At 44.1% G+C, this 19,129-nt stretch carries 12 protein-coding genes, 4 tRNA genes, 3 rRNA genes and 1 other RNA gene; 18 read left to right on the top strand and 2 right to left on the bottom strand.

The window, feature by feature from the left end:
- Positions 1–70 precede the first annotated feature (70 nt).
- Positions 71–1,534, top strand: a complete 1,464-nt coding sequence (locus C1A07_RS08100) for a hypothetical protein (RefSeq protein ID WP_101876662.1) — start codon at positions 71–73, stop codon at positions 1,532–1,534.
- On the opposite strand, the gene C1A07_RS08095 is transcribed toward C1A07_RS08100, so the two are convergent.
- Entirely contained in the window at positions 1,531–2,226 is a 696-nt protein-coding gene (locus C1A07_RS08095) for an anaerobic ribonucleoside-triphosphate reductase activating protein (RefSeq protein ID WP_101876661.1), read from the bottom strand. The two genes, C1A07_RS08100 and C1A07_RS08095, sit on opposite strands and share 4 nt — an antisense overlap.
- A gap of 81 nt (positions 2,227–2,307) precedes the next feature.
- Here C1A07_RS08095 and tadA point away from each other — a divergent pair, with 81 nt between their 5' ends.
- The 16 genes from tadA (at position 2,308) to C1A07_RS08015 (ending at position 16,638) form a co-directional block, all read left to right on the top strand.
- Positions 2,308–2,787, top strand: a complete 480-nt coding sequence (tadA, locus tag C1A07_RS08090) for a tRNA adenosine(34) deaminase TadA (RefSeq protein ID WP_101876660.1) — start codon at positions 2,308–2,310, stop codon at positions 2,785–2,787.
- Positions 2,788–2,831: 44 nt separating this feature from the next.
- An RNA gene (gene ffs / locus C1A07_RS08085) (signal recognition particle sRNA large type) lies at positions 2,832–3,093 on the top strand.
- 198 nt (positions 3,094–3,291) lie between these two features.
- On the top strand, positions 3,292–4,368 hold the full coding sequence (locus C1A07_RS08080) for a 6-phosphofructokinase (protein ID WP_242972279.1): 1,077 nt from the start codon (positions 3,292–3,294) through the stop codon (positions 4,366–4,368).
- 14 nt (positions 4,369–4,382) lie between these two features.
- Positions 4,383–6,017: a DNA polymerase III subunit gamma/tau gene (dnaX, locus tag C1A07_RS08075; RefSeq protein WP_101876659.1), complete on the top strand. Its 1,635-nt coding sequence runs from the start codon at positions 4,383–4,385 to the stop codon at positions 6,015–6,017.
- A 19-nt stretch (positions 6,018–6,036) separates the two neighbouring features.
- On the top strand, positions 6,037–6,390 hold the full coding sequence (locus C1A07_RS08070; RefSeq protein WP_101876658.1) for a YbaB/EbfC family nucleoid-associated protein: 354 nt from the start codon (positions 6,037–6,039) through the stop codon (positions 6,388–6,390).
- Positions 6,391–6,394: 4 nt separating this feature from the next.
- Positions 6,395–6,991: a recombination mediator RecR gene (recR, locus tag C1A07_RS08065; protein ID WP_101876657.1), complete on the top strand. Its 597-nt coding sequence runs from the start codon at positions 6,395–6,397 to the stop codon at positions 6,989–6,991.
- 33 nt (positions 6,992–7,024) lie between these two features.
- Positions 7,025–9,175: a hypothetical protein gene (locus tag C1A07_RS08060; RefSeq protein ID WP_101876656.1), complete on the top strand. Its 2,151-nt coding sequence runs from the start codon at positions 7,025–7,027 to the stop codon at positions 9,173–9,175.
- 1 nt (position 9,176) lies between these two features.
- On the top strand, positions 9,177–10,004 hold the full coding sequence (locus C1A07_RS08055) for a Cof-type HAD-IIB family hydrolase (protein WP_101876655.1): 828 nt from the start codon (positions 9,177–9,179) through the stop codon (positions 10,002–10,004).
- A 42-nt stretch (positions 10,005–10,046) separates the two neighbouring features.
- Positions 10,047–10,760, top strand: a complete 714-nt coding sequence (locus C1A07_RS08050; protein ID WP_101876654.1) for a CvpA family protein — start codon at positions 10,047–10,049, stop codon at positions 10,758–10,760.
- Between the two features lie 524 nt (positions 10,761–11,284).
- Positions 11,285–12,814, top strand: a 16S ribosomal RNA gene (locus C1A07_RS08045).
- Between the two features lie 107 nt (positions 12,815–12,921).
- Positions 12,922–13,039 (top strand): 5S ribosomal RNA (gene rrf, locus C1A07_RS08040).
- A 6-nt stretch (positions 13,040–13,045) separates the two neighbouring features.
- Positions 13,046–13,118, top strand: a tRNA-Ala gene (locus tag C1A07_RS08035).
- Positions 13,119–13,374: 256 nt separating this feature from the next.
- Positions 13,375–16,261: ribosomal RNA gene (locus C1A07_RS08030) — 23S ribosomal RNA — on the top strand.
- Together the 16S, 23S and 5S rRNA genes with 4 tRNA genes alongside form the textbook arrangement of a ribosomal RNA operon.
- A gap of 79 nt (positions 16,262–16,340) precedes the next feature.
- Positions 16,341–16,413 (top strand) — tRNA-Asn (locus C1A07_RS08025).
- A 49-nt stretch (positions 16,414–16,462) separates the two neighbouring features.
- A tRNA-Glu gene (locus C1A07_RS08020) sits at positions 16,463–16,534 on the top strand.
- Between the two features lie 33 nt (positions 16,535–16,567).
- Positions 16,568–16,638: transfer RNA gene (locus C1A07_RS08015), tRNA-Cys, on the top strand.
- A 128-nt stretch (positions 16,639–16,766) separates the two neighbouring features.
- On the opposite strand, the gene C1A07_RS08010 is transcribed toward C1A07_RS08015, so the two are convergent.
- Positions 16,767–17,528, bottom strand: a complete 762-nt coding sequence (locus C1A07_RS08010; protein ID WP_180952208.1) for a DeoR/GlpR family DNA-binding transcription regulator — start codon at positions 17,526–17,528, stop codon at positions 16,767–16,769.
- A gap of 265 nt (positions 17,529–17,793) precedes the next feature.
- Here C1A07_RS08010 and C1A07_RS08005 point away from each other — a divergent pair, with 265 nt between their 5' ends.
- On the top strand, positions 17,794–19,110 hold the full coding sequence (locus C1A07_RS08005; RefSeq protein WP_101876652.1) for a four-carbon acid sugar kinase family protein: 1,317 nt from the start codon (positions 17,794–17,796) through the stop codon (positions 19,108–19,110).
- Positions 19,111–19,129: the final 19 nt, after the last annotated feature.

Below are 19,129 nucleotides of genomic sequence, written 5' to 3'. Positions count from 1 at the left end.
AAGAATTATTTGAATTCAGTCATACTTTTCACACCTGTCAGCATAGAATAGCTAACAGAGAGGTGATAGTATGTCTAATTATCGCAGGTTAATTTCATATATCTACGCCTATGAAGGCGGTGTGAAAGGCAAGAATATTGGTTTTGCAAAAATTGAGGCTAGAAACGGTCAGTGTAAAATCAATGCAAATGTGAAAAAGGTTTACGTAGGCAGCAATGATACAGGAGTATATTTGCTTACATCTAACGGAGAAATTTTTATAGGAAAAATTTTTATCAGGTCAGGAGCCGGAGAGTTCCGCACAGTTGTAAAGGTTGACAACGTGGAAGGTTCCGGAAATACAATGGACGATTGCTATGGCCTGACGATCCATGATGTAAAAAATAACTGGCAGAACTATACGACTATCTGGGAGGACGCAGTGACACATGCTGCCGAGGTAGAGCTGGCTGATGTAACGTCGGAAAATATGTTAAATCAGGAGGAAGATAAAAAACAGCAGGAAGCTGCCATGGAAGAGCTGCGCCAGGAAGTACAGCAGGAACAGATACAGCAAGAACAAGCACAGCAAGAGCAAGTACAGCAAGATTTGGTACAGCAGGAACAGGTATATCAAGAACAGGTGGATCAGGAGCAAGTGCAGCTGCAACCGGAACAAGAATACCAAGTGCAGGAGGAACAGGTTCAAAGGCAGCAAGGACAGAACCAGAAAAACGCCGCCGAATCAGACAGCCAAGTAAACAGCGCTGCATTACCTGTATCAGAGCAGGAAGTTAAGCTGCCGTCTGGCGCAGAAGATGTAAAAAATATTCAGGCGGAGATTCCACAACCTCAGTCTCAGCCTCAGCCCCAGCAATCATCGCCTATTGAGGATATTTTAAAGAGAAGAATGGTTGAAGCGCGCCCCTGGGAAAAATCAATTTTCCAAAGGCAATATGGTCTGCAGAACGTAAATTTACAGCAGCCAGGTCCGCGGCAAGTACAGAGGGAGGCTGACCAGGTTCAGCGGCCAACAGTGCCGCCTCAGATGGAGGAAGGTTCTCAGACAAAAAATCAGATACAGCAGGAAGCTGCCAAACCAGCCCAGTCCCAGCAGGAGGTTCCTTTGCCGGCAGAGCCAAAAGAAGAGCCGGAGGTCTTAGAAAAGGGAGACGCGGAAACAAATATGGAGACTCTGTGGAGCAGCTTCAGAAAAAAATATCCTAAAATTCAGGCATTTGAATATGAAAACGGTTGCGAGATTTTAAGCATAAAACCTCAGGATATTGGCTTGCTGCCCAGAGAAAACTGGGGATTTGGCAACAATAGCTTTTTGCTCCACGGGTTTTATAATTATAGGTATTTAATAATTGTGAAGTTGAACAATCCGTCAGGGAAGCCCAGATATCTGCTGGGAGTACCGGGACATTACTTTAGCAGTGAAAAGAATATGGCTTCAATGTTCGGTTTTCCGCACTTTGTATTATCCAGCAGACAGCCGGTAGACAATGGAAAATTTGGATACTGGTACACAGAAGTAAGGCAGGGACATTAATAATCCACGCCTCGCAGCTGTACACACCCAACATAAGGCTCCACTAATCGGGCAAAGGTAAGCAGCTCCTCTTTAGAGTAACTGCCAAAGCCTGGAGAAAGAACCTGATCTGATTCTACATAGCTTTGGAGAAAATAATTGGGAGCGCCCTGAATCCATGGACCGATTTTTTCAAAGTCATCTTCAGTGTGAAGACCTTTTACGACGGTAGTACGAAATTCATAGGGAATATTCCCTTGCTTTAAATAGTCAATACTTTCCTGAATATAATCCAGGTTCAAATTAGAACATCCGGCTGTCATGCTGTAATTTTCCGGGCTGGATTTAATATCCATAGCAACGTAATCAAGCAGCCCTTTGTGCCCCAGGGATTTCAGCACAGAGGGCTGATAGCCGTTGGTATCCAATTTTACAGAAAGCTGCAGGTCTTTAACCTTTTTAATGAAGCTCTCTAAATCAGGAGATAAAGTAGGTTCCCCTCCGGTAATACATACGCCTTCCAGAATTTTTTTCCTTTTTGAAAGAAGAGCAAGAATCTGATCTTCAGTAAATAAGCTGGCAGCGTCGGAACCCAGCAGCTGGCTGTTGTGGCAGAATGGGCATCTGAAGTTGCATGTTCCCAGAAATACAGTAGCAGCCACATGGCCGGGAAAGTCCAGAAGAGTTGTTTTTTGAAATCCGCAAATTTTCATAATTTTATATTTCCATTCTTTCAGTAGTCGTTTATACTGGAGTATAACACGAATTGAGAATGATGGAAAGAGGAACAAAAAATGACGGAAGAAGAGAAGTTTATGAAAGAGGCCATCCGCCAGGCTAAAAAAGCGGAGGCTCTGAATGAGGTTCCCATTGGTTGCGTAATTGTTCATCAGGGAAAAATTATTGGCCGGGGGTATAATAGAAGAATGACAGATCATTCTGTACTGGCACATGCGGAAATTATTGCTATAAAAAAAGCCTGCAAAAAAATAGGAGATTGGAGACTGGAGGACTGTACCATATATATTACTTTGGAGCCGTGTCCTATGTGCGCAGGAGCTATTGTTCAGGCCAGAATTCCCAGAGCTGTAATCGGCAGTATGAATCCGAAAGCGGGATGTGCAGGCTCTGTTATGAATTTACTTGACGAACCTGGATTTAATCACCAGGTAGAACTTATATCCGGTGTTTTGGAGGAGGCTTGTTCCCAGATGCTGAAAAGCTTTTTCAAAGAGCTTAGAAAAAGGAAGGAAAGCTTGACAAAATCTTCCTAAAACTGTATACTTAACAAGCTATAACTTCATTTGTCATAAAGTTTCCGTGCAGCCGGGGAGATAGCGGTGCCCTGTACCTGCAATCCGCTCCAGCAGGGGTGATATCCCGCCTCGGGCGTATTTTTGCAGAGCTGCCTTTTGTAAGTGGCGTTGAAGTCTGGGTCTTGCGCAACAGGAATCCATGAACCGTGTCAGGGCAGGAATGCAGCAGCACTAAGTGGAAGCTCTTGTGTGCCGTAAGGTCGCCTGGACCGAGTTAACTGCAGAAGTAACGTCTGTGAATTATGTTCAAAGCGGGATGCACGGATTAAAATATAAAAATCTGTAACCAAACTTATGAAAAGCCTGAAAGGGCTTTTTTTTAATTCATGGAAAAAGAAACAGTTCTATTTTTCCCTTGCCCCGGAAAAGTGTTTGTATTATAATTACAAAATGGGTGAACTATACCATGAGTATACTGATGGTGTCATCTATTTATATAAGAAGAAAGGGTGTGCTTGGAAGATGAGAATAGGAATGCTGACCAGCGGCGGTGATTGTCAAAGTTTAAACGCGACAATGCGGGGAGTGGCGAAGGCCCTCTATAATATGTATGATGATTTAGAGATCATTGGGTTTGAAGAAGGCTACAAAGGATTGATTTATGCAGATTACCATATTATGAAGCCGTCTGATTTCTCAGGAATCTTGACAGAAGGGGGCACAATTCTCGGAACATCCAGACAACCGTTTAAGTTGATGCGGGTGGCGGATGAAAATGGTCTTGATAAGGTGGAGGCCATGAAGCACACTTACAAAAAGCTGAAGCTGGAGTGCCTTGTAGTACTGGGGGGCAACGGCAGCCAAAAGACAGCAAACCTTCTGCGGGAAGAAGGCTTAAACGTAGTCTCTCTTCCAAAAACAATTGACAATGATCTTTGGGGCACAGATATGACATTTGGCTTTCAAAGCGCTGTTAATATTGCCACTAACGCTATTGACTGTATTCACACAACAGCTGCTTCTCACGGAAGAGTTTTTATTGTAGAAGTTATGGGACATAAGGTTGGCTGGCTGACTCTTCATGCAGGAATTGCCGGCGGCGCGGACATTATCCTAATTCCGGAGATTCCCTATGACATTGATGTTGTAGTGGATGCAATTAAGTCCAGAACAAAAAAGGGAAAACGTTTTTCTATTTTAGCAGTGGCAGAGGGCGCGATCTCTAAAGAGGACGCCCAGTTGACAAAAAAAGAATTAAAAGAAAAGAAAAAAACCAGCCCGGCATATCCGTCTATTGCATATGAGATTGGAGCCCAGATTTCAGAAAAAACAGGGCAGGAAATCAGAGTTACAGTACCTGGACACATGCAGAGAGGCGGCGCTCCATGTCCTTACGACCGAGTTCTTTCCACCCGTTTAGGCGCGGCGGCAGCTCAGCTGATTAAGAAAAAAGAATACGGCTATATGGTGGCTGTAAAGAACAATGATATTACAAAGGTGCCTCTGGAAGAAGTGGCTGGAAAATTAAAAACAGTGGATCCCAACTGCTCTATGATTCAAGATGCAAAAGATATGGGAATCAGCTTTGGAGATAACTAAAGGAGTTTTGAAACATGTCATATACAGCTTTGTATCGGAAATGGCGGCCGTTCACATTTGAGGACGTAAAAGGTCAGGACCATATTGTACAGACATTAAAAAATCAGATCACATCCCAGCGTATAGGACATGCATATTTGTTCTGCGGAACCAGAGGAACAGGAAAAACAAGTATAGCAAAAATTTTTGCCAGGGCCGTCAACTGTGAAAATCCGGTTGACGGAAGCCCTTGCAATGAATGTCCTACATGTAATGGCATTAACAGCGGAGCCTCTTTAAATGTGGTGGAGATTGACGCGGCTTCCAACAATGGCGTGGAGAATATCAGGGATATTAGAGAGCAGGTACAATATCCTCCCACAGAGGGAAAGTACAGGGTATATATTATAGATGAGGTTCATATGCTTTCTACAGGAGCGTTTAACGCTCTTTTAAAAACACTGGAGGAACCTCCGTCATATGTTATATTTATTTTGGCCACTACAGAGGTCCATAAAATACCCATTACAGTACTATCCAGGTGTCAACGGTATGATTTTAAAAGAATTACCCTTGCTACATTAACGACCAGATTGGATGAGCTGACAAAGGCAGAGCAGATTCAGGTGGAGGAGAAAGCCCTGGCTTATATTGCCAGAGCGGCGGACGGCTCTATGCGAGATGCATTAAGCCTGTTGGACCAGTGCGTAGCTTTTCACTATGGAAAGCTGCTGACTTATGAAAATGTGCTGGAAGTTTTAGGCGCTGTAGATACATCTGTGTTCAGCAAGCTGTTTCGGGCTATATCAGAGGGAGACACAAAAAGTTGTATTTACCAGGTGGAGGAAACTGTAGTTCAAGGCAGAGAGCTGGGGCAATTTGTCAGCGATTTTATTTGGTATATGAGAAATCTGCTGCTTTTAATGACAGCGGAGGACGCGGAAAATATGCTGGATATGTCGGAGGACAATATCCGTCTTATGAAGGAAGAGGCGGGGCTGACTCATGTAGAAACATTGATGCGGTACATCAGAGTCTTTTCTGATTTGTCAAATCAGATCAGATATGCAGTTCAGAAGAGAGTGCTGATAGAACTGGCTTTTATCAGGCTGACAAAACCGGCAATGGAGGAAAATTACGATTCCATATTGCAGCGGCTGCAGGAAATTGAAGACAAGCTGGAGGACGGAAGACTATTTAGCAATTTAACTATTTCAAATGGAACTGTTTTAGCGGGAGAGACAGAAAATACAGGGACGGTTCAAGGGGCTTTAGCCGGAGGAGAAAAAGGAACTGCAGCATCCCGGGAGCCGGCAAAGCAAGTCAGTATTCCCAAGGCGCAGCTGGACGATTTGAATTTAGTGCGCAACGAGTGGGGGAAAATTATACGGGAGCTGGGAGGTTCCATTCGGGCCAGCTTTCGGAATACAGTTGTGGAGCCCAGCGGAGAAAGTTGTCTGTGCATTGTATTTTCCAGTGCAGAAAATTATGCTATAGGCAGCAGGGCCACCGTTCTAGGCGAAATTGAACGGTTTGTAGAAGAAAATTATGGAAAATCTATTTACTTTAAAGCCAGACTGGCAGGCGGAGGAGAACGTTTTGACACAGTCTATGTAAGTGAAGAAGAATTGAAAGCAAATATTCATATGGATATTACTATAGAAGATTAATAATCAGGAGGATAACACCATGGCAAAACGTGGCGGTTTTCCAGGCGGAATGCCTGGCAATATGACTAACTTAATGAAACAGGCTCAGAAGATGCAGAAGCAGATGGAAGAGACAACAAAAGAGCTGGAGACAAAGGAGTACACAGCAAGTGCAGGCGGAGGAGCTGTAGCAGTAACTATTTCCGGAAAAAAAGAAATTATTTCCGTAAAGCTGTCAGAAGAGGTAGTAGATCCAGGTGATATTGAGATGCTGGAGGACTTAATTGTAGCGGCAACCAACGAAGCTTTGCGCCAGGTGGAAGAGGCTTCAGGAGCTGCAATGTCTAAATTGACAGGCGGACTTGGCGGTTTGGGCGGAGGCTTCCCATTCTAATATTATGGATTATTACAGCAGTCAGATTACAAAACTAATAGAGGAATTGTCAAAACTTCCCGGCGTGGGAAACAAGTCAGCTCAGCGTCTGGCATTTCACATTATAAATATGCCTTCAGAACAGGTGGAACATTTGGCGGGGGCAATTACTGAGGCCAAAAAAAATGTTAGATATTGTAAAGAGTGTTTTACTCTTACAGACAAAGAGCTGTGCCCTATTTGCAGCAGTGACAAAAGAGACCACAGAACAATTATGGTTGTGGAAAATACCAGGGATTTAGCTGCTTATGAGAAAACGGGAAAGTATGACGGAGTATACCATGTTTTGCATGGAGCCATTTCGCCAATGCTGGGAATTGGCCCTAATGACATTCGCCTGAAGGAGCTTATGCAAAGGCTTCAGGGAGATGTGGAAGAAGTAATTATTGCCACTAACTCCAGTCTGGAGGGAGAGACAACGGCAATGTATATCAGCAAACTAATAAAGCCTACAGGAATAAAGGTCAGCAGGATTGCCAGCGGCGTGCCGGTAGGCGGAGATTTGGAGTACATAGACGAAGTTACCTTGCTCAGAGCGCTGGAAGGCAGAGTGGAATTGTAATTTCGCTAGGATAAGCGACAGGGAGATTCAAAAATGGATAAGTACGAGTTTAATGTGAAGGTTGATCAGATAAAGAAACTTGTCAGCAAAAGTGATTATGAAACAGCAATGAAAATTGCCGATTCTATAGACTGGCGAAGGGTGCGCAATGCAAATCTATTGTCCATGGTGGCACAGGTTTATGAGAAAAACGAAGAGTATTCAGAAGCTAAAAATATTCTTCTGCTGGCATTTGAACGGGCTCCCATTGGAAAACGCCTTCTTTACAAATTAACAGAGCTGGCTATGAAAGAGAAAAATGTGGAGGAGGCAGAGGCTTATTACAGGGAATTTTGCGACCTGGCACCTGAAGATCCCAGACAGCATCTGCTCCGTTATATGATTTTAAAAGAAAAAGGAGCGCCTGCAGAGCAGCTGATTCATTCTCTGGAGCAATATACGGAAATGGAATTAGATGAGAAATGGCTGTATGAGCTGGCAGCTCTTTACCATGAGGCTGGACGGGGAGCAGAATGCGTGCAGATGTGCGACAGAATTATGCTGATGTTCGGACTTGGAAAATATGTAGATAAGGCCATGGAATTAAAACTTCAGTATGCGCCTCTGACCTCATACCAGATGGATTTGGTGGAGAACAGAGATAAATATGAAGCGAAACTGAGAGCTGTAGAGCAGGCGTATAATGTGCCTGAGGAATATGACGAGGAAGAGCCGGCTAAGCAGGCTCAAGTTCCAAATAAACCTTATACTCAGGAGAATGCTGCTTGGCAGGCAAATGAGGAAGAGGCTGACGAGGCACAAAATCAGCAGGAAGAAGAACAGAATATACAGGTAGAAGAAGAATCAGCAGTGTCCCCCATTGACGCTGTGCTGGCGGCCAGAATGAGGGAGGAAGAGGCAGAGGAAAAGCTGGCCAGGGAAATGGCTCAGATTCCTGCAGAAGATTTTAACAATACTCAGGAAGAAGAGTTTGAACAAACCAGAATTCTTACAGACATTAAAAATGTAATTCCAATGCCAGAAAGAAAACGGGGCTATGACCATTTACAGGCAGACCAGACAACTGAGGCAGAACCAGAATCAGATTCTGCGGCAGCCGAATATGTACTAGAAGAATCAGACGATTTAGATGTGGAAGAGCTTTGGGACGAGACAGATGTAAAATCTGCAAATCATTTAATGATTGAAGCCAGGGAACCAGAAACAGGCCTTAAAATAGCAATTGATGCTCTGAAAAAGATTCACAAGGAGCTGGGCAGCAAGCAGCCTGTAGTAAAAATCAGCGGTTCTAAGCTGAATAAAAAAGGCATTTTTGCCGTTGCCGATAAAATAGCGGGAAAAGATTTAATTGTCGAAGAAGCCGGTGATATGAACCATAATGTTTTAACTGAATTAAATGCATTTATGGACAAGGATGAAACGGGAGTTATTGTAGTTTTAATTGACAATTCCCGCCAGATGGAAGAGCTTCACCGCGATTATCCTCAGCTTGCAAGCAAATTTGAATGTATCGGAAGCGGAGAGGATGCAGAAGAAAAACTGGCGGATGTAGAAGAGGCAGTTAAGCGCCAGGCGGCAAAAGAGGAGAAAATGGCTAAGGCCGCGGTTATCAGAACTGCAGAGCCTGAAAAACCGGCGGTGAAAGCAAGGCAGCCAGTAAGCCAGGTTCAGCCTGCAAGAAAGGTAAAGAAGCCTGAAATTCAGGTTGAAACGCCTGAGGAAATGGCGGCTCCTGTCAGAAGAGAATTAGCCCAGGCAGATGCCTCTAAGAAAAGAGATATATCCAGAAGAGAAATGGCAAAAAGCGCAGCTATGAGAGCGCCGGACCCAGAGCCAGAATATGAGCAGGCTGTTAATGAAGCGGCAGCTTACAGAGATCCGGCATATAGCGACGGAGCAGACAGCAGAGAAATGGATATTGATGAATTTGCTGAATACGCCTGCAAATATGCAAGTGAAATTGACTGCAGCGTTACAGGAAAGAGTATGCTGGCCCTTTACGAAAGAATTGAAATTATGGAAGAAGAAGGAATTCCTCTTACCAGGGAAAACGCAGAAGAGCTGATTGAAGAAGCGGCGGACAGAGCAGAAAAACCGTCTTTAAAGAAACTGATTACAGGCGTATTTTCACCTAAATATAATAAAGATGGCCTGCTTATTCTGAAGGAGGAGCATTTTATCTAATATGGCGGAAATCAAATTAATTGCTTTAGATCTGGACGGGACCTTGCTGAATGAAAATAAAGACCTTTCAGAGGAAAATCTTAGGGCTTTAAAAGAATGTATTGCCAGGGGAATCTACATAGTTCCGGCTACAGGAAGGACAGTGTACGGGATTCCTGAACCAGTTAAAAATATACCGGGAGTGCGGTATGCCATAACTATAAACGGCGGAAAAGTCGTAGATATGGAAGAAAACAATATAATCAGCTCCAGCTTGATGACGCCTGAACAAACCATAGAAATTATGGAGATGGCAGAAAAATATCCTGTTATGTACGATGCCTATGTAGAGGGAAGAGGAGTGTCTGAAGCACGTTTTATGAACCATTTGGACGATTATGGTTTATCTGAAGGAGTTCAGAAAATCATCAAAAGCACCAGGCAAATTTATCCCAATATTATTGAAGAAATCCGCAAAGGCGGCCGAATGGTAGATAAAATGTGCATATTCTTTACAGATAAAAAGCTGAGAGAGGAAATCAGACAGCTGCTGAATAAAAGAGGAGATGTTCTGGTCAGTTCTTCCATGGGCAATAATCTGGAAATCAATGGTTTGGGAGCCACAAAAGGCGGCGGACTTTTAAATTTAGCAGCCCATTTAGGACTTTCCAGAGAGGAAACCATGGCTTTTGGCGATGGAGAAAATGACATTACTATGATAAAACAGGCAGGTTTAGGAGTGGCAATGGGAAATGCCGCTCCATTTCTCAAAGAGATTGCTGATTATATTACGGTCAGCAACGAGGAAGACGGCGTGGCAGCTGCAATCAGAAAATTCGTATTAAAATAAAACGATTATCTGGGACAAAAACAACTGAAGGGCAGTGATGACATGAAATGGATAACAGAAAATTGGCTGACTGCAGCGACGATTCTCTTTATAGGAGGAATGACTCTCTATGGCCATTATCGCGGATTTATCAGACAGGCAGTGTCTATGGTGGCATTAGTAGCTGCAATACTGGCAGCAAATATTTTTGTGCCTCAAATCAGCAAATCTCTGGCGGAGAACCAGGCGGTTCATCAGTTCGTAGAAAAAGGCTTTACAAAAGCTTTAGGGCTGGACCAGCAGGAAGAGGAAGAGCCGTCTGCTCAAAGAGAGTTTATTGAAAGTCTGAACCTGCCTTCTAATTTAAAAGAAACCTTAATTGAAAATAATAACACTGAGGTTTACGAACTGCTGGGGGTAAACCGCTTTGCAGATTATATTAAAGAATATTTAAGCAATACTATTATTCGCGCTGTTGTATATGTGGTTTTGTTTATAATAGTATTTATTGCTATTCATTTAATTATGAGATGGATGGACTTAATCGCCAAGCTGCCTATTTTGTCAGGAGTAAATCAAATTGCAGGAGCAGTGCTGGGTGGGGCAGAAGCCCTATTGTTAATTTGGGTTGGCTGTCTGATACTTACAATCTTTGCAGGCACAGAAGGTGGAATGGCAATCTTTCAGCAGATTGAGGGCAGTAAATGGCTTTCCTTCCTATACGGCCATAATTTTTTAGTTCAGGTAGCTATGGGACTTCTCCATGGAAGTGTATAATTGTATATATTAAATAGTCAATTTAAAAAAGTCGCTGAAAAAAAGAACAATTTTCTTTTGCAGCGGCTTTTCCTTATAACCACAAAATATAGATAAAATCTAATAAAAACAGCATTATATAGTGGTGAATAAAATTAATAAAAAATTGTTTAAAAAAATGGAACAAATTCCCTTGACAACTTTAAAAGGACATGATATAGTATGTTTCACCGGCAAGCGAGAGCAGACAAGCCGGTGAGATTTGAAAGTCTTTTGAAAAAAAGAAATTCAAAAAAGTAAAAAAAGTTGTTGACAAAGCGAACTGCTTGTGATAAAATATGAGAGTTGCTGCTGAGAAAGACAACTGAGAGCAACAAGCAAAAGTACCTTGAGAATTGAAGATTAAACAGTATGTAAAACCCTGAAATTTCTTTAAAAATAAGGTCTGGTTTAGACCTTGAGTTTAAAAAGAATTCAGAACAAAAACCATAGTAAATAACGGTAAAAAAATTAGCCAAGCTAAGTTTTGAACCGGTCAAACCATTGAACATGAGAGTTTGATCCTGGCTCAGGATGAACGCTGGCGGCGTGCTTAACACATGCAAGTCGAGCGAAGCGATAAAGCGGAAGTTTTCGGATGGAAGTTTTATTGACTGAGCGGCGGACGGGTGAGTAACGCGTGGGTAACCTGCCTCATACAGGGGGATAACAGTTAGAAATGACTGCTAATACCGCATAAGCGCACAGTGCCGCATGGCACAGTGTGAAAAACTCCGGTGGTATGAGATGGACCCGCGTCTGATTAGCTAGTTGGTAAGGTAACGGCTTACCAAGGCGACGATCAGTAGCCGACCTGAGAGGGTGACCGGCCACATTGGGACTGAGACACGGCCCAAACTCCTACGGGAGGCAGCAGTGGGGAATATTGCACAATGGGGGAAACCCTGATGCAGCGACGCCGCGTGAGTGAAGAAGTATTTCGGTATGTAAAGCTCTATCAGCAGGGAAGAAAATGACGGTACCTGACTAAGAAGCCCCGGCTAACTACGTGCCAGCAGCCGCGGTAATACGTAGGGGGCAAGCGTTATCCGGATTTACTGGGTGTAAAGGGAGCGTAGACGGTATAGCAAGTCTGAAGTGAAAGCCCGGGGCTCAACCGCGGGACTGCTTTGGAAACTGTTAAACTAGAGTGCTGGAGAGGTAAGTGGAATTCCTAGTGTAGCGGTGAAATGCGTAGATATTAGGAGGAACACCAGTGGCGAAGGCGGCTTACTGGACAGTAACTGACGTTGAGGCTCGAAAGCGTGGGGAGCAAACAGGATTAGATACCCTGGTAGTCCACGCCGTAAACGATGAATACTAGGTGTCGGGGAGCAAAGCTCTTCGGTGCCGCCGCAAACGCAATAAGTATTCCACCTGGGGAGTACGTTCGCAAGAATGAAACTCAAAGGAATTGACGGGGACCCGCACAAGCGGTGGAGCATGTGGTTTAATTCGAAGCAACGCGAAGAACCTTACCAAGTCTTGACATCCCTCTGACCGGTACGTAACGGTGCCTTTCCTTCGGGACAGAGGAGACAGGTGGTGCATGGTTGTCGTCAGCTCGTGTCGTGAGATGTTGGGTTAAGTCCCGCAACGAGCGCAACCCTTATCCTTAGTAGCCAGCAGTAAGATGGGCACTCTAGGGAGACTGCCAGGGATAACCTGGAGGAAGGTGGGGATGACGTCAAATCATCATGCCCCTTATGATTTGGGCTACACACGTGCTACAATGGCGTAAACAAAGGGAAGCGAACCTGTGAGGGGAAGCAAATCTCATAAATAACGTCTCAGTTCGGATTGTAGTCTGCAACTCGACTACATGAAGCTGGAATCGCTAGTAATCGCGAATCAGAATGTCGCGGTGAATACGTTCCCGGGTCTTGTACACACCGCCCGTCACACCATGGGAGTCAGTAACGCCCGAAGTCAGTGACCCAACCGAAAGGAGGGAGCTGCCGAAGGCGGGACCGATAACTGGGGTGAAGTCGTAACAAGGTAGCCGTATCGGAAGGTGCGGCTGGATCACCTCCTTTCTAAGGAAGAAGAACTGATTTCGTTTGGAGCAATCCAACTAAAACGGAAAAGGTAAGTAAGGGTTTTATATACTGTTTAGTGTTCAAGTCAAGGACACGAAAAAGATTCCGGTGGCGATGCGCTTAGGGGAAACACCCGTACCCATCCCGAACACGAAGGTTAAGACCAAAGCGGCCGATGGTACTATATTGGAGACGATATGGGAGAGTAGGTGGTTGCCAGATTATTCTGGGGGTGTAGCTCAGTTGGGAGAGCACCTGCCTTGCAAGCAGGGGGTCAAGAGTTCGAATCTCTCCATCTCCACTAGGTATCAAACAGAGAAGCGGCAGACTGTAAGTTAGCTGTAAATTGTAAGATACCGCACGTACCTTGAAAACCACATATTGAAGAAAAGATAGAGTCGACTCTTCCGGAAAGAAAAGGAAGGAAGAGAAGAAGACAAATATCAAGACATCCGAGGCCGTATCGAAAGATACGGAACCAAGAAACAACCAAGAACCAGGAACATAACGCTATATGTTTCCGATGAGTAGCCAGCACCCGCAGGCGAAAGTCAACTGGTTAAGCTAATAAGAGCACAGGGTGGATGCCTTGGCACTAAGAGCCGATGAAAGACGTGATAAGCTGCGAAAAGCTTCGGGGAGGAGCAAATATCCAAAGATCCGGAGATATCTGAATGGGGAAACCTGGCTGAGAAGACCTCAGTCGTCGTATGGTAAATCCATAGCCATACGTCGGGAACCGCCTGAACTGAAACATCTAAGTAGGGCGAGGAAAAGAAAGAAAACTCGATTTCCAAAGTAGCGGCGAGCGAAATGGAAGGAGCCTAAACGGCCGTGCGAGCATGGCCGGGTTAAGGACCGCAATAAGTGAGCCAATTCATTAACAGAATGGCCTGGGAAGGCCAGCCAGAGAGGGTGAAAGCCCCGTACGTGAAAATGATAGGCAGCGAGCGGGATCCAAAGTACTGCGAGACACGTGGAACCTTGCAGGAAGTCGGGGGGACCACCCCCCAAGGCTAAATACTCCTTAGTGACCGATAGCGCATAGTACTGTGAAGGAAAGGTGAAAAGGACCCCGGGAGGGGAGTGAAAGAGAACCTGAAACCCTGTGTTTACAAGCTGTGGAAGCACGTTAAAGTGCGACCGCGTACTTTTTGTAGAACGGTCCGGCGAGTTATTTTTACTGGCAAGGTTAAGCACTGAAGGTGCGGAGCCGAAGGGAAACCAAGTCTTAAAAGGGCGAAGAGTCAGTGAGAATAGACCCGAAACCGGGTGACCTATCCATGTCCAGGTTGAAGTCTCCGTAAAAGGAGATGGAGGACCGAACGCACATCCGTTGAAAAGGGTGGCGATGAGGTGTGGATAGGGGAGAAATTCCAATCGAACCCGGAGATAGCTGGTTCTCCTCGAAATAGCTTTAGGGCTAGCCTCGTATTAGTCTATCGGAGGTAGAGCACTGAATTCTTAAGGGGGCGTCAAAGCTTACCAAGAGATATCAAACTCCGAATGCCGAGAAGATGATGTACGGGAGTCAGACTGCACGAGATAAGTTGGGTAGTCAAAAGGGAAAGAGCCCAGACCTACAGCTAAGGTCCCCAAGTGTGTGTTAAGTGGAAAAGGATGTGGGATTTCAAAGACAACTAGGATGTTGGCTCAGAAGCAGCCACACATTCAAAGAGTGCGTAATAGCTCACTAGTCGAGAGGTCCTGCGCCGAAAATGTCCGGGGCTGAAACACACCACCGAAGCTTAGGAATGTACTAAGGTACATTGGTAGAGGAGCATTCTTATATGGGAGAAGCAGTACCGAAAGGAGCTGTGGACGTATAAGAAGAGAGAATGCCGGAATGAGTAGCGAGATGGAGGTGAGAATCCTCCAGGCCGAATATCTAAGGTTTCCAGAGTAAAGCTGATCTGCTCTGGGTAAGTCGGGGCCTAAGGCGAGGTCGAAAGACGTAGTCGATGGACAACAGGTAGAGATTCCTGTACTGCAATATATCAGAACTGTGGGGACGCAGAAGGATAAGATAACCCGGGAATGAGAAGACCGGGGCAAGCGAGGTAGGAGTATGGAAGGCAAATCCGCCATACAATCCGAATACGTGACGCGTAGCGAACAAGAGTAGTGAAGTATGTGATTCCAGCTGCCAAGAAAAGCCGCTATAGCATATATTGTACCCGTACCGTAAACCGACACAGGTGGATGAGGAGAGAATCCTAAGGCCGGCGGGAGAAGCATTGTTAAGGAACTCGGCAAAATGACCCTGTAACTTCGGGAGAAAGGGTGCCACTGAGAAGTGGCCGCAGAGAATAGGCTCAAGCAACTGTTTAGCAAAAACACAGGTCTATGCAAAACCGAAAGGTGAAGTATATGGGCTGACGCCTGCCCGGTGCTGGAAGGTTACGAGGAGAGGTTAGGGAAACCAAAGCTTTGAATCTAAGCCCCAGTAAACGGCGGCCGTAACTATAACGGTCCTAAGGTAGCGAAATTCCTTGTCGGGTAAGTTCCGACCCGCACGAAAGGCGTAATGATTTGAGCGCTGTCTCGACAATGCCCCCGGTGAAATTGAAATACCAGTGAAGATGCTGGTTACCTGCGCCAGGACGGAAAGACCCCATGGAGCTTTACTCCAGCTTGATACTGGGATTCGGTAATGCATGTACAGGATAGGTGGGAGGCAAAGAGAGAAGGACGCCAGTCTTTCTGGAGCCGCTGTTGGGATACCACCCTTGCGTTATTGGGTTTCTAACCAGCCACCGTAAGCCGGTGGTGGGACAATGTCAGGTGGGGAGTTTGACTGGGGCGGTCGCCTCCGAAAGGGTATCGGAGGCGCTCAAAGGTTCCCTCAGGATGGTTGGAAACCATCCAAAGAGTGCAAAGGCATAAGGGAGCTTGACTGCGAGAGTGACGGCTCGAGCAGGTACGAAAGTAGGACTTAGTGATCCGGTGGTATAAAGTGGGATTGCCATCGCTCAACGGATAAAAGCTACCCTGGGGATAACAGGCTTATCACTCCCAAGAGTTCACATCGACGGAGTGGTTTGGCACCTCGATGTCGGCTCATCGCATCCTGGGGCTGAAGTAGGTCCCAAGGGTTGGGCTGTTCGCCCATTAAAGCGGTACGCGAGCTGGGTTCAGAACGTCGTGAGACAGTTCGGTCCCTATCCGGCGCGGGCGTAGGATATTTGAGAGGAGCTGTCCTTAGTACGAGAGGACCGGGATGGACTGGCCGCTGGTGGATCTGTTAGGTATCAGGCCTATGGCAGAGTAGCCAAGCCGGGACGGGATAAACGCTGAAGGCATCTAAGCGTGAAGCCCCCCTCAAGATGAGATATCCCATCGCAAGAGTAAGACCCCTTGAAGACGACGAGGTAGATAGGGCGGAGGTGGAAGTACAGTAATGTATGTAGCTGACCGTTACTAATAGGTCGAGGGCTTAACCAGAAGGTTAAGGTAGAAACGGATGAAGTAATCAATATGTGGTTTTGAGGGTATGTGAGAAATACTGGGCATATCTGAATGATCCTCCTTAGCTCAGTCGGTAGAGCATGCGGCTGTTAACCGCAGTGTCGTTGGTTCGAGTCCAACAGGGGGAGTTAAGAGCATGAGGCAAAGAGAGAGAAGGCGGTAAGTGCTCGAAGAGAAGGCCCCATGGTCAAGCGGTTAAGACATCGCCCTTTCACGGCGGTAACACGAGTTCGAATCTCGTTGGGGTCATTAATTTTCAATTATTTGCATATAATAAAGTATGGCGACATAGCCAAGTGGTAAGGCACGGGTCTGCAACACCCTTATCACCAGTTCAAATCTGGTTGTCGCCTCTGAAAAGTCCTTGATATTCAGGGACTTTTTTATTGCAGAAATAGATGTTTTTTAGGAGAAATATATAAACCAGAGAAAATGATTTTTTAAATCAAATTCTCTGGTTTTTTTATTGCAATAATATTTATTAAACGGTATCTAAGATATTAATGTATAAGCTGTCAAGTTTAGAACGCTCTGCCTGGGAGAATTTCCGATCTGTAATAACCCCGGTGAAATCAGATAGGTTAGCAAATTTTTGAAGGGCATAATTATTAAATTTGCTGCTGTCAACCATCAAGTAAGTTTTCTGGGCAATTTGTATTGCTATTTTTTTTAGATGTGCTTTATCTACAGTTGGACTGAGAACATCAAAGGCGGTGGATATAGCTGAAGCTCCAAGAAAAGATGAAGTGACGCGAAAGTCTTGAAGGGAATCTAAGGTTGAGGAGCCTATAGTGACTAATGTAGCTTTTTGAATCGTACCGCCTAATAAGATGGTATTTATGTCCCTTTTACAAAGATCTGTGGCTATTAAAATATCGTTTGTAATTACTGTTAAGTTTTGCCTGGAGTTTAGAATAGAGGCTAATTCAAAGATAGTTGTGCCTGCATCTAAATAGATGATATCATTTTTATGAATTTGTTTTAAAGCGATTTGAGCTAATTTTTGCTTATTTGTCTGATTCTTGACTTTTTTTGATGAATAATCATTTTCCAGCTGTGCATCGGTTACAAGAGAGGCACCTCCATATTGGCGGCGAACCATCCCCATATCGCTAAGCTTTTGCAAATCACGGCGAATGGTCATAGAACTTACTTTCATACGTGCAGCTAAATCTTCTACTTCTACAAACTCTTTTTGTGACATGATTTGAAGAATTTCATTTAATCGTTGATCGGCAATCATAAAATTCCCCTCTCCTTTAGGTATTTGTAATTTCATAATAATGGAAATAGTAATTTAAGTCAATCGAAATAAACAGAAATCACATTAGAATAAATAAAAATAACATAATGCACAAAAAATATATAGATTAAACAGCAAAGTAAACAAATATGATTGAATCAAACAAAAATATATTGACATATGAACAAAACTGAACTATTATGAAAACAACAGAATCAAACAAAATAAAATTAAATAAACAAATTTAAAAAAGAAAGAGAACAAAATGAACAAAATACTAATATTAGCGGATGATTTAACAGGTGCTAACGATACAGGAGCGGCTATTAGTAAATTAGGCTGGAGTACTTGCTCGGCAGTCAACTATAAGGTAAATCCCCAAGAACTTGAGCAGTATGAGTGTATAAGTGTGAATTTGGATAGTAGAAGTTTAGATGAGAGGAAGGCTTATGAAACGGTCTGGGAAGCAGCTGAAAGATTTGCGGGGCCGGAAATTAAGCTGTATTCTAAAAGAATTGATTCTACTTTAAGAGGAAATTTAGGGTCTGAATGTGATGCTCTTTTAGATAAGCTTTCAGATGAGGGTACAAAAGATTGGGCGGCCATGATTGTACCGGCTTTTCCCCAAGCTGGAAGAACATATAAAGGAGACATTCTTTATGTAAATGGAATACCTTTGGAATATACGCCGGCAGCAAAAGATCCTAAGCGCCCGGTTATGACTTCCTCGGCATTAGAATGTTTCCGGAAACAATCTAAAAGAAAGTCAGTATTAATTGATTTGGAAATGGTGAGAAGTGATGGGGAGGCATTAAGGAGTTATGTAGAAAATGTTTTGAAAGAGGGGGCGCGGAATATCCTTTTTGAAGCTGTAACCCAACAAGACATAGATGGAATAGCAAGCGTTTTAACAGAATGTAGTTTTCCATTTATAGCTGTAGATCCTGGAAGCTTTACAGCAGCATTTACCTCTGCAAAGCTGGGGAAGGGAAAAGAAAATGAAATCCAGACAGGGGAAAAGATTTTGGCGGTAATTGGAAGTGTAAACCAGATAGCAAAAAGGCAAACCACCAGATTACTGGAGGAAACAGGCGCAGATTACGTGATTTTGGATGTGGAAGAATTATTAGAAAGTGATATTCGCCGTAAGAGGGAAATGAAAAAAGCTTCAGAAAAACTAAGGAATGTTAAAGAGGAGAATATAGTCTCAATATTACTCTTATCCAGTTCTATAGAAAAGAAGCTAATTTCCCTGAAAAAGTTTGAAGAAAGAGATAAAATGAGTATTCATGCTCTTTGCGAGAAAATAAATAATTCTATAGCACAAGTAGCTGCAGAAGCTATTTTAGAAGGTGGGTATGGCGGAGTATTTACTACAGGAGGCGATATTACAGTAGCAGTTTGTACAGCTCTAAATACAGGAGGCATTAAAATAAAAAAAGAAATTTTTCCCTTAGCTGTAGGGGGAGAGATTCAACTGGAGGATGGAAGATGGATTAGCTTAGCTACCAAAGGAGGAATGATTGGAGATGAAGACGCTATCTGTAAATGTGTAGAGTACTTATTAAAAAGCTTACGGTAAAAGAAATTAAAAGGAGAAA

This window comes from Lachnoclostridium edouardi, assembly GCF_900240245.1.
In the GTDB taxonomy this organism is placed as follows: domain Bacteria; phylum Bacillota; class Clostridia; order Lachnospirales; family Lachnospiraceae; genus Lachnoclostridium_A; species Lachnoclostridium_A edouardi.
This window is presented reverse-complemented; position numbering and strand designations above follow the sequence as displayed.

What these genes read in the sequence shown, in the direction of transcription:
- C1A07_RS08060 (WP_101876656.1), top strand. Translation starts at nt 7,025, where the DNA reads ATGGATAAGTACGAGTTTAATGTGAAGGTTGATCAGATAAAGAAACTT.
- C1A07_RS08010 (WP_180952208.1), bottom strand. Translation starts at nt 17,528, where the DNA reads ATGATTGCCGATCAACGATTAAATGAAATTCTTCAAATCATGTCACAA.
- C1A07_RS08055 (WP_101876655.1), top strand. Translation starts at nt 9,177, where the DNA reads ATGGCGGAAATCAAATTAATTGCTTTAGATCTGGACGGGACCTTGCTG.
- C1A07_RS08070 (WP_101876658.1), top strand. Translation starts at nt 6,037, where the DNA reads ATGGCAAAACGTGGCGGTTTTCCAGGCGGAATGCCTGGCAATATGACT.
- C1A07_RS08050 (WP_101876654.1), top strand. Translation starts at nt 10,047, where the DNA reads ATGAAATGGATAACAGAAAATTGGCTGACTGCAGCGACGATTCTCTTT.
- C1A07_RS08005 (WP_101876652.1), top strand. Translation starts at nt 17,794, where the DNA reads ATGAACAAAATACTAATATTAGCGGATGATTTAACAGGTGCTAACGAT.
- dnaX (WP_101876659.1), top strand. Translation starts at nt 4,383, where the DNA reads ATGTCATATACAGCTTTGTATCGGAAATGGCGGCCGTTCACATTTGAG.
- recR (WP_101876657.1), top strand. Translation starts at nt 6,395, where the DNA reads ATGGATTATTACAGCAGTCAGATTACAAAACTAATAGAGGAATTGTCA.
- C1A07_RS08080 (WP_242972279.1), top strand. Translation starts at nt 3,292, where the DNA reads ATGAGAATAGGAATGCTGACCAGCGGCGGTGATTGTCAAAGTTTAAAC.
- tadA (WP_101876660.1), top strand. Translation starts at nt 2,308, where the DNA reads ATGACGGAAGAAGAGAAGTTTATGAAAGAGGCCATCCGCCAGGCTAAA.
- C1A07_RS08095 (WP_101876661.1), bottom strand. Translation starts at nt 2,226, where the DNA reads ATGAAAATTTGCGGATTTCAAAAAACAACTCTTCTGGACTTTCCCGGC.
- C1A07_RS08100 (WP_101876662.1), top strand. Translation starts at nt 71, where the DNA reads ATGTCTAATTATCGCAGGTTAATTTCATATATCTACGCCTATGAAGGC.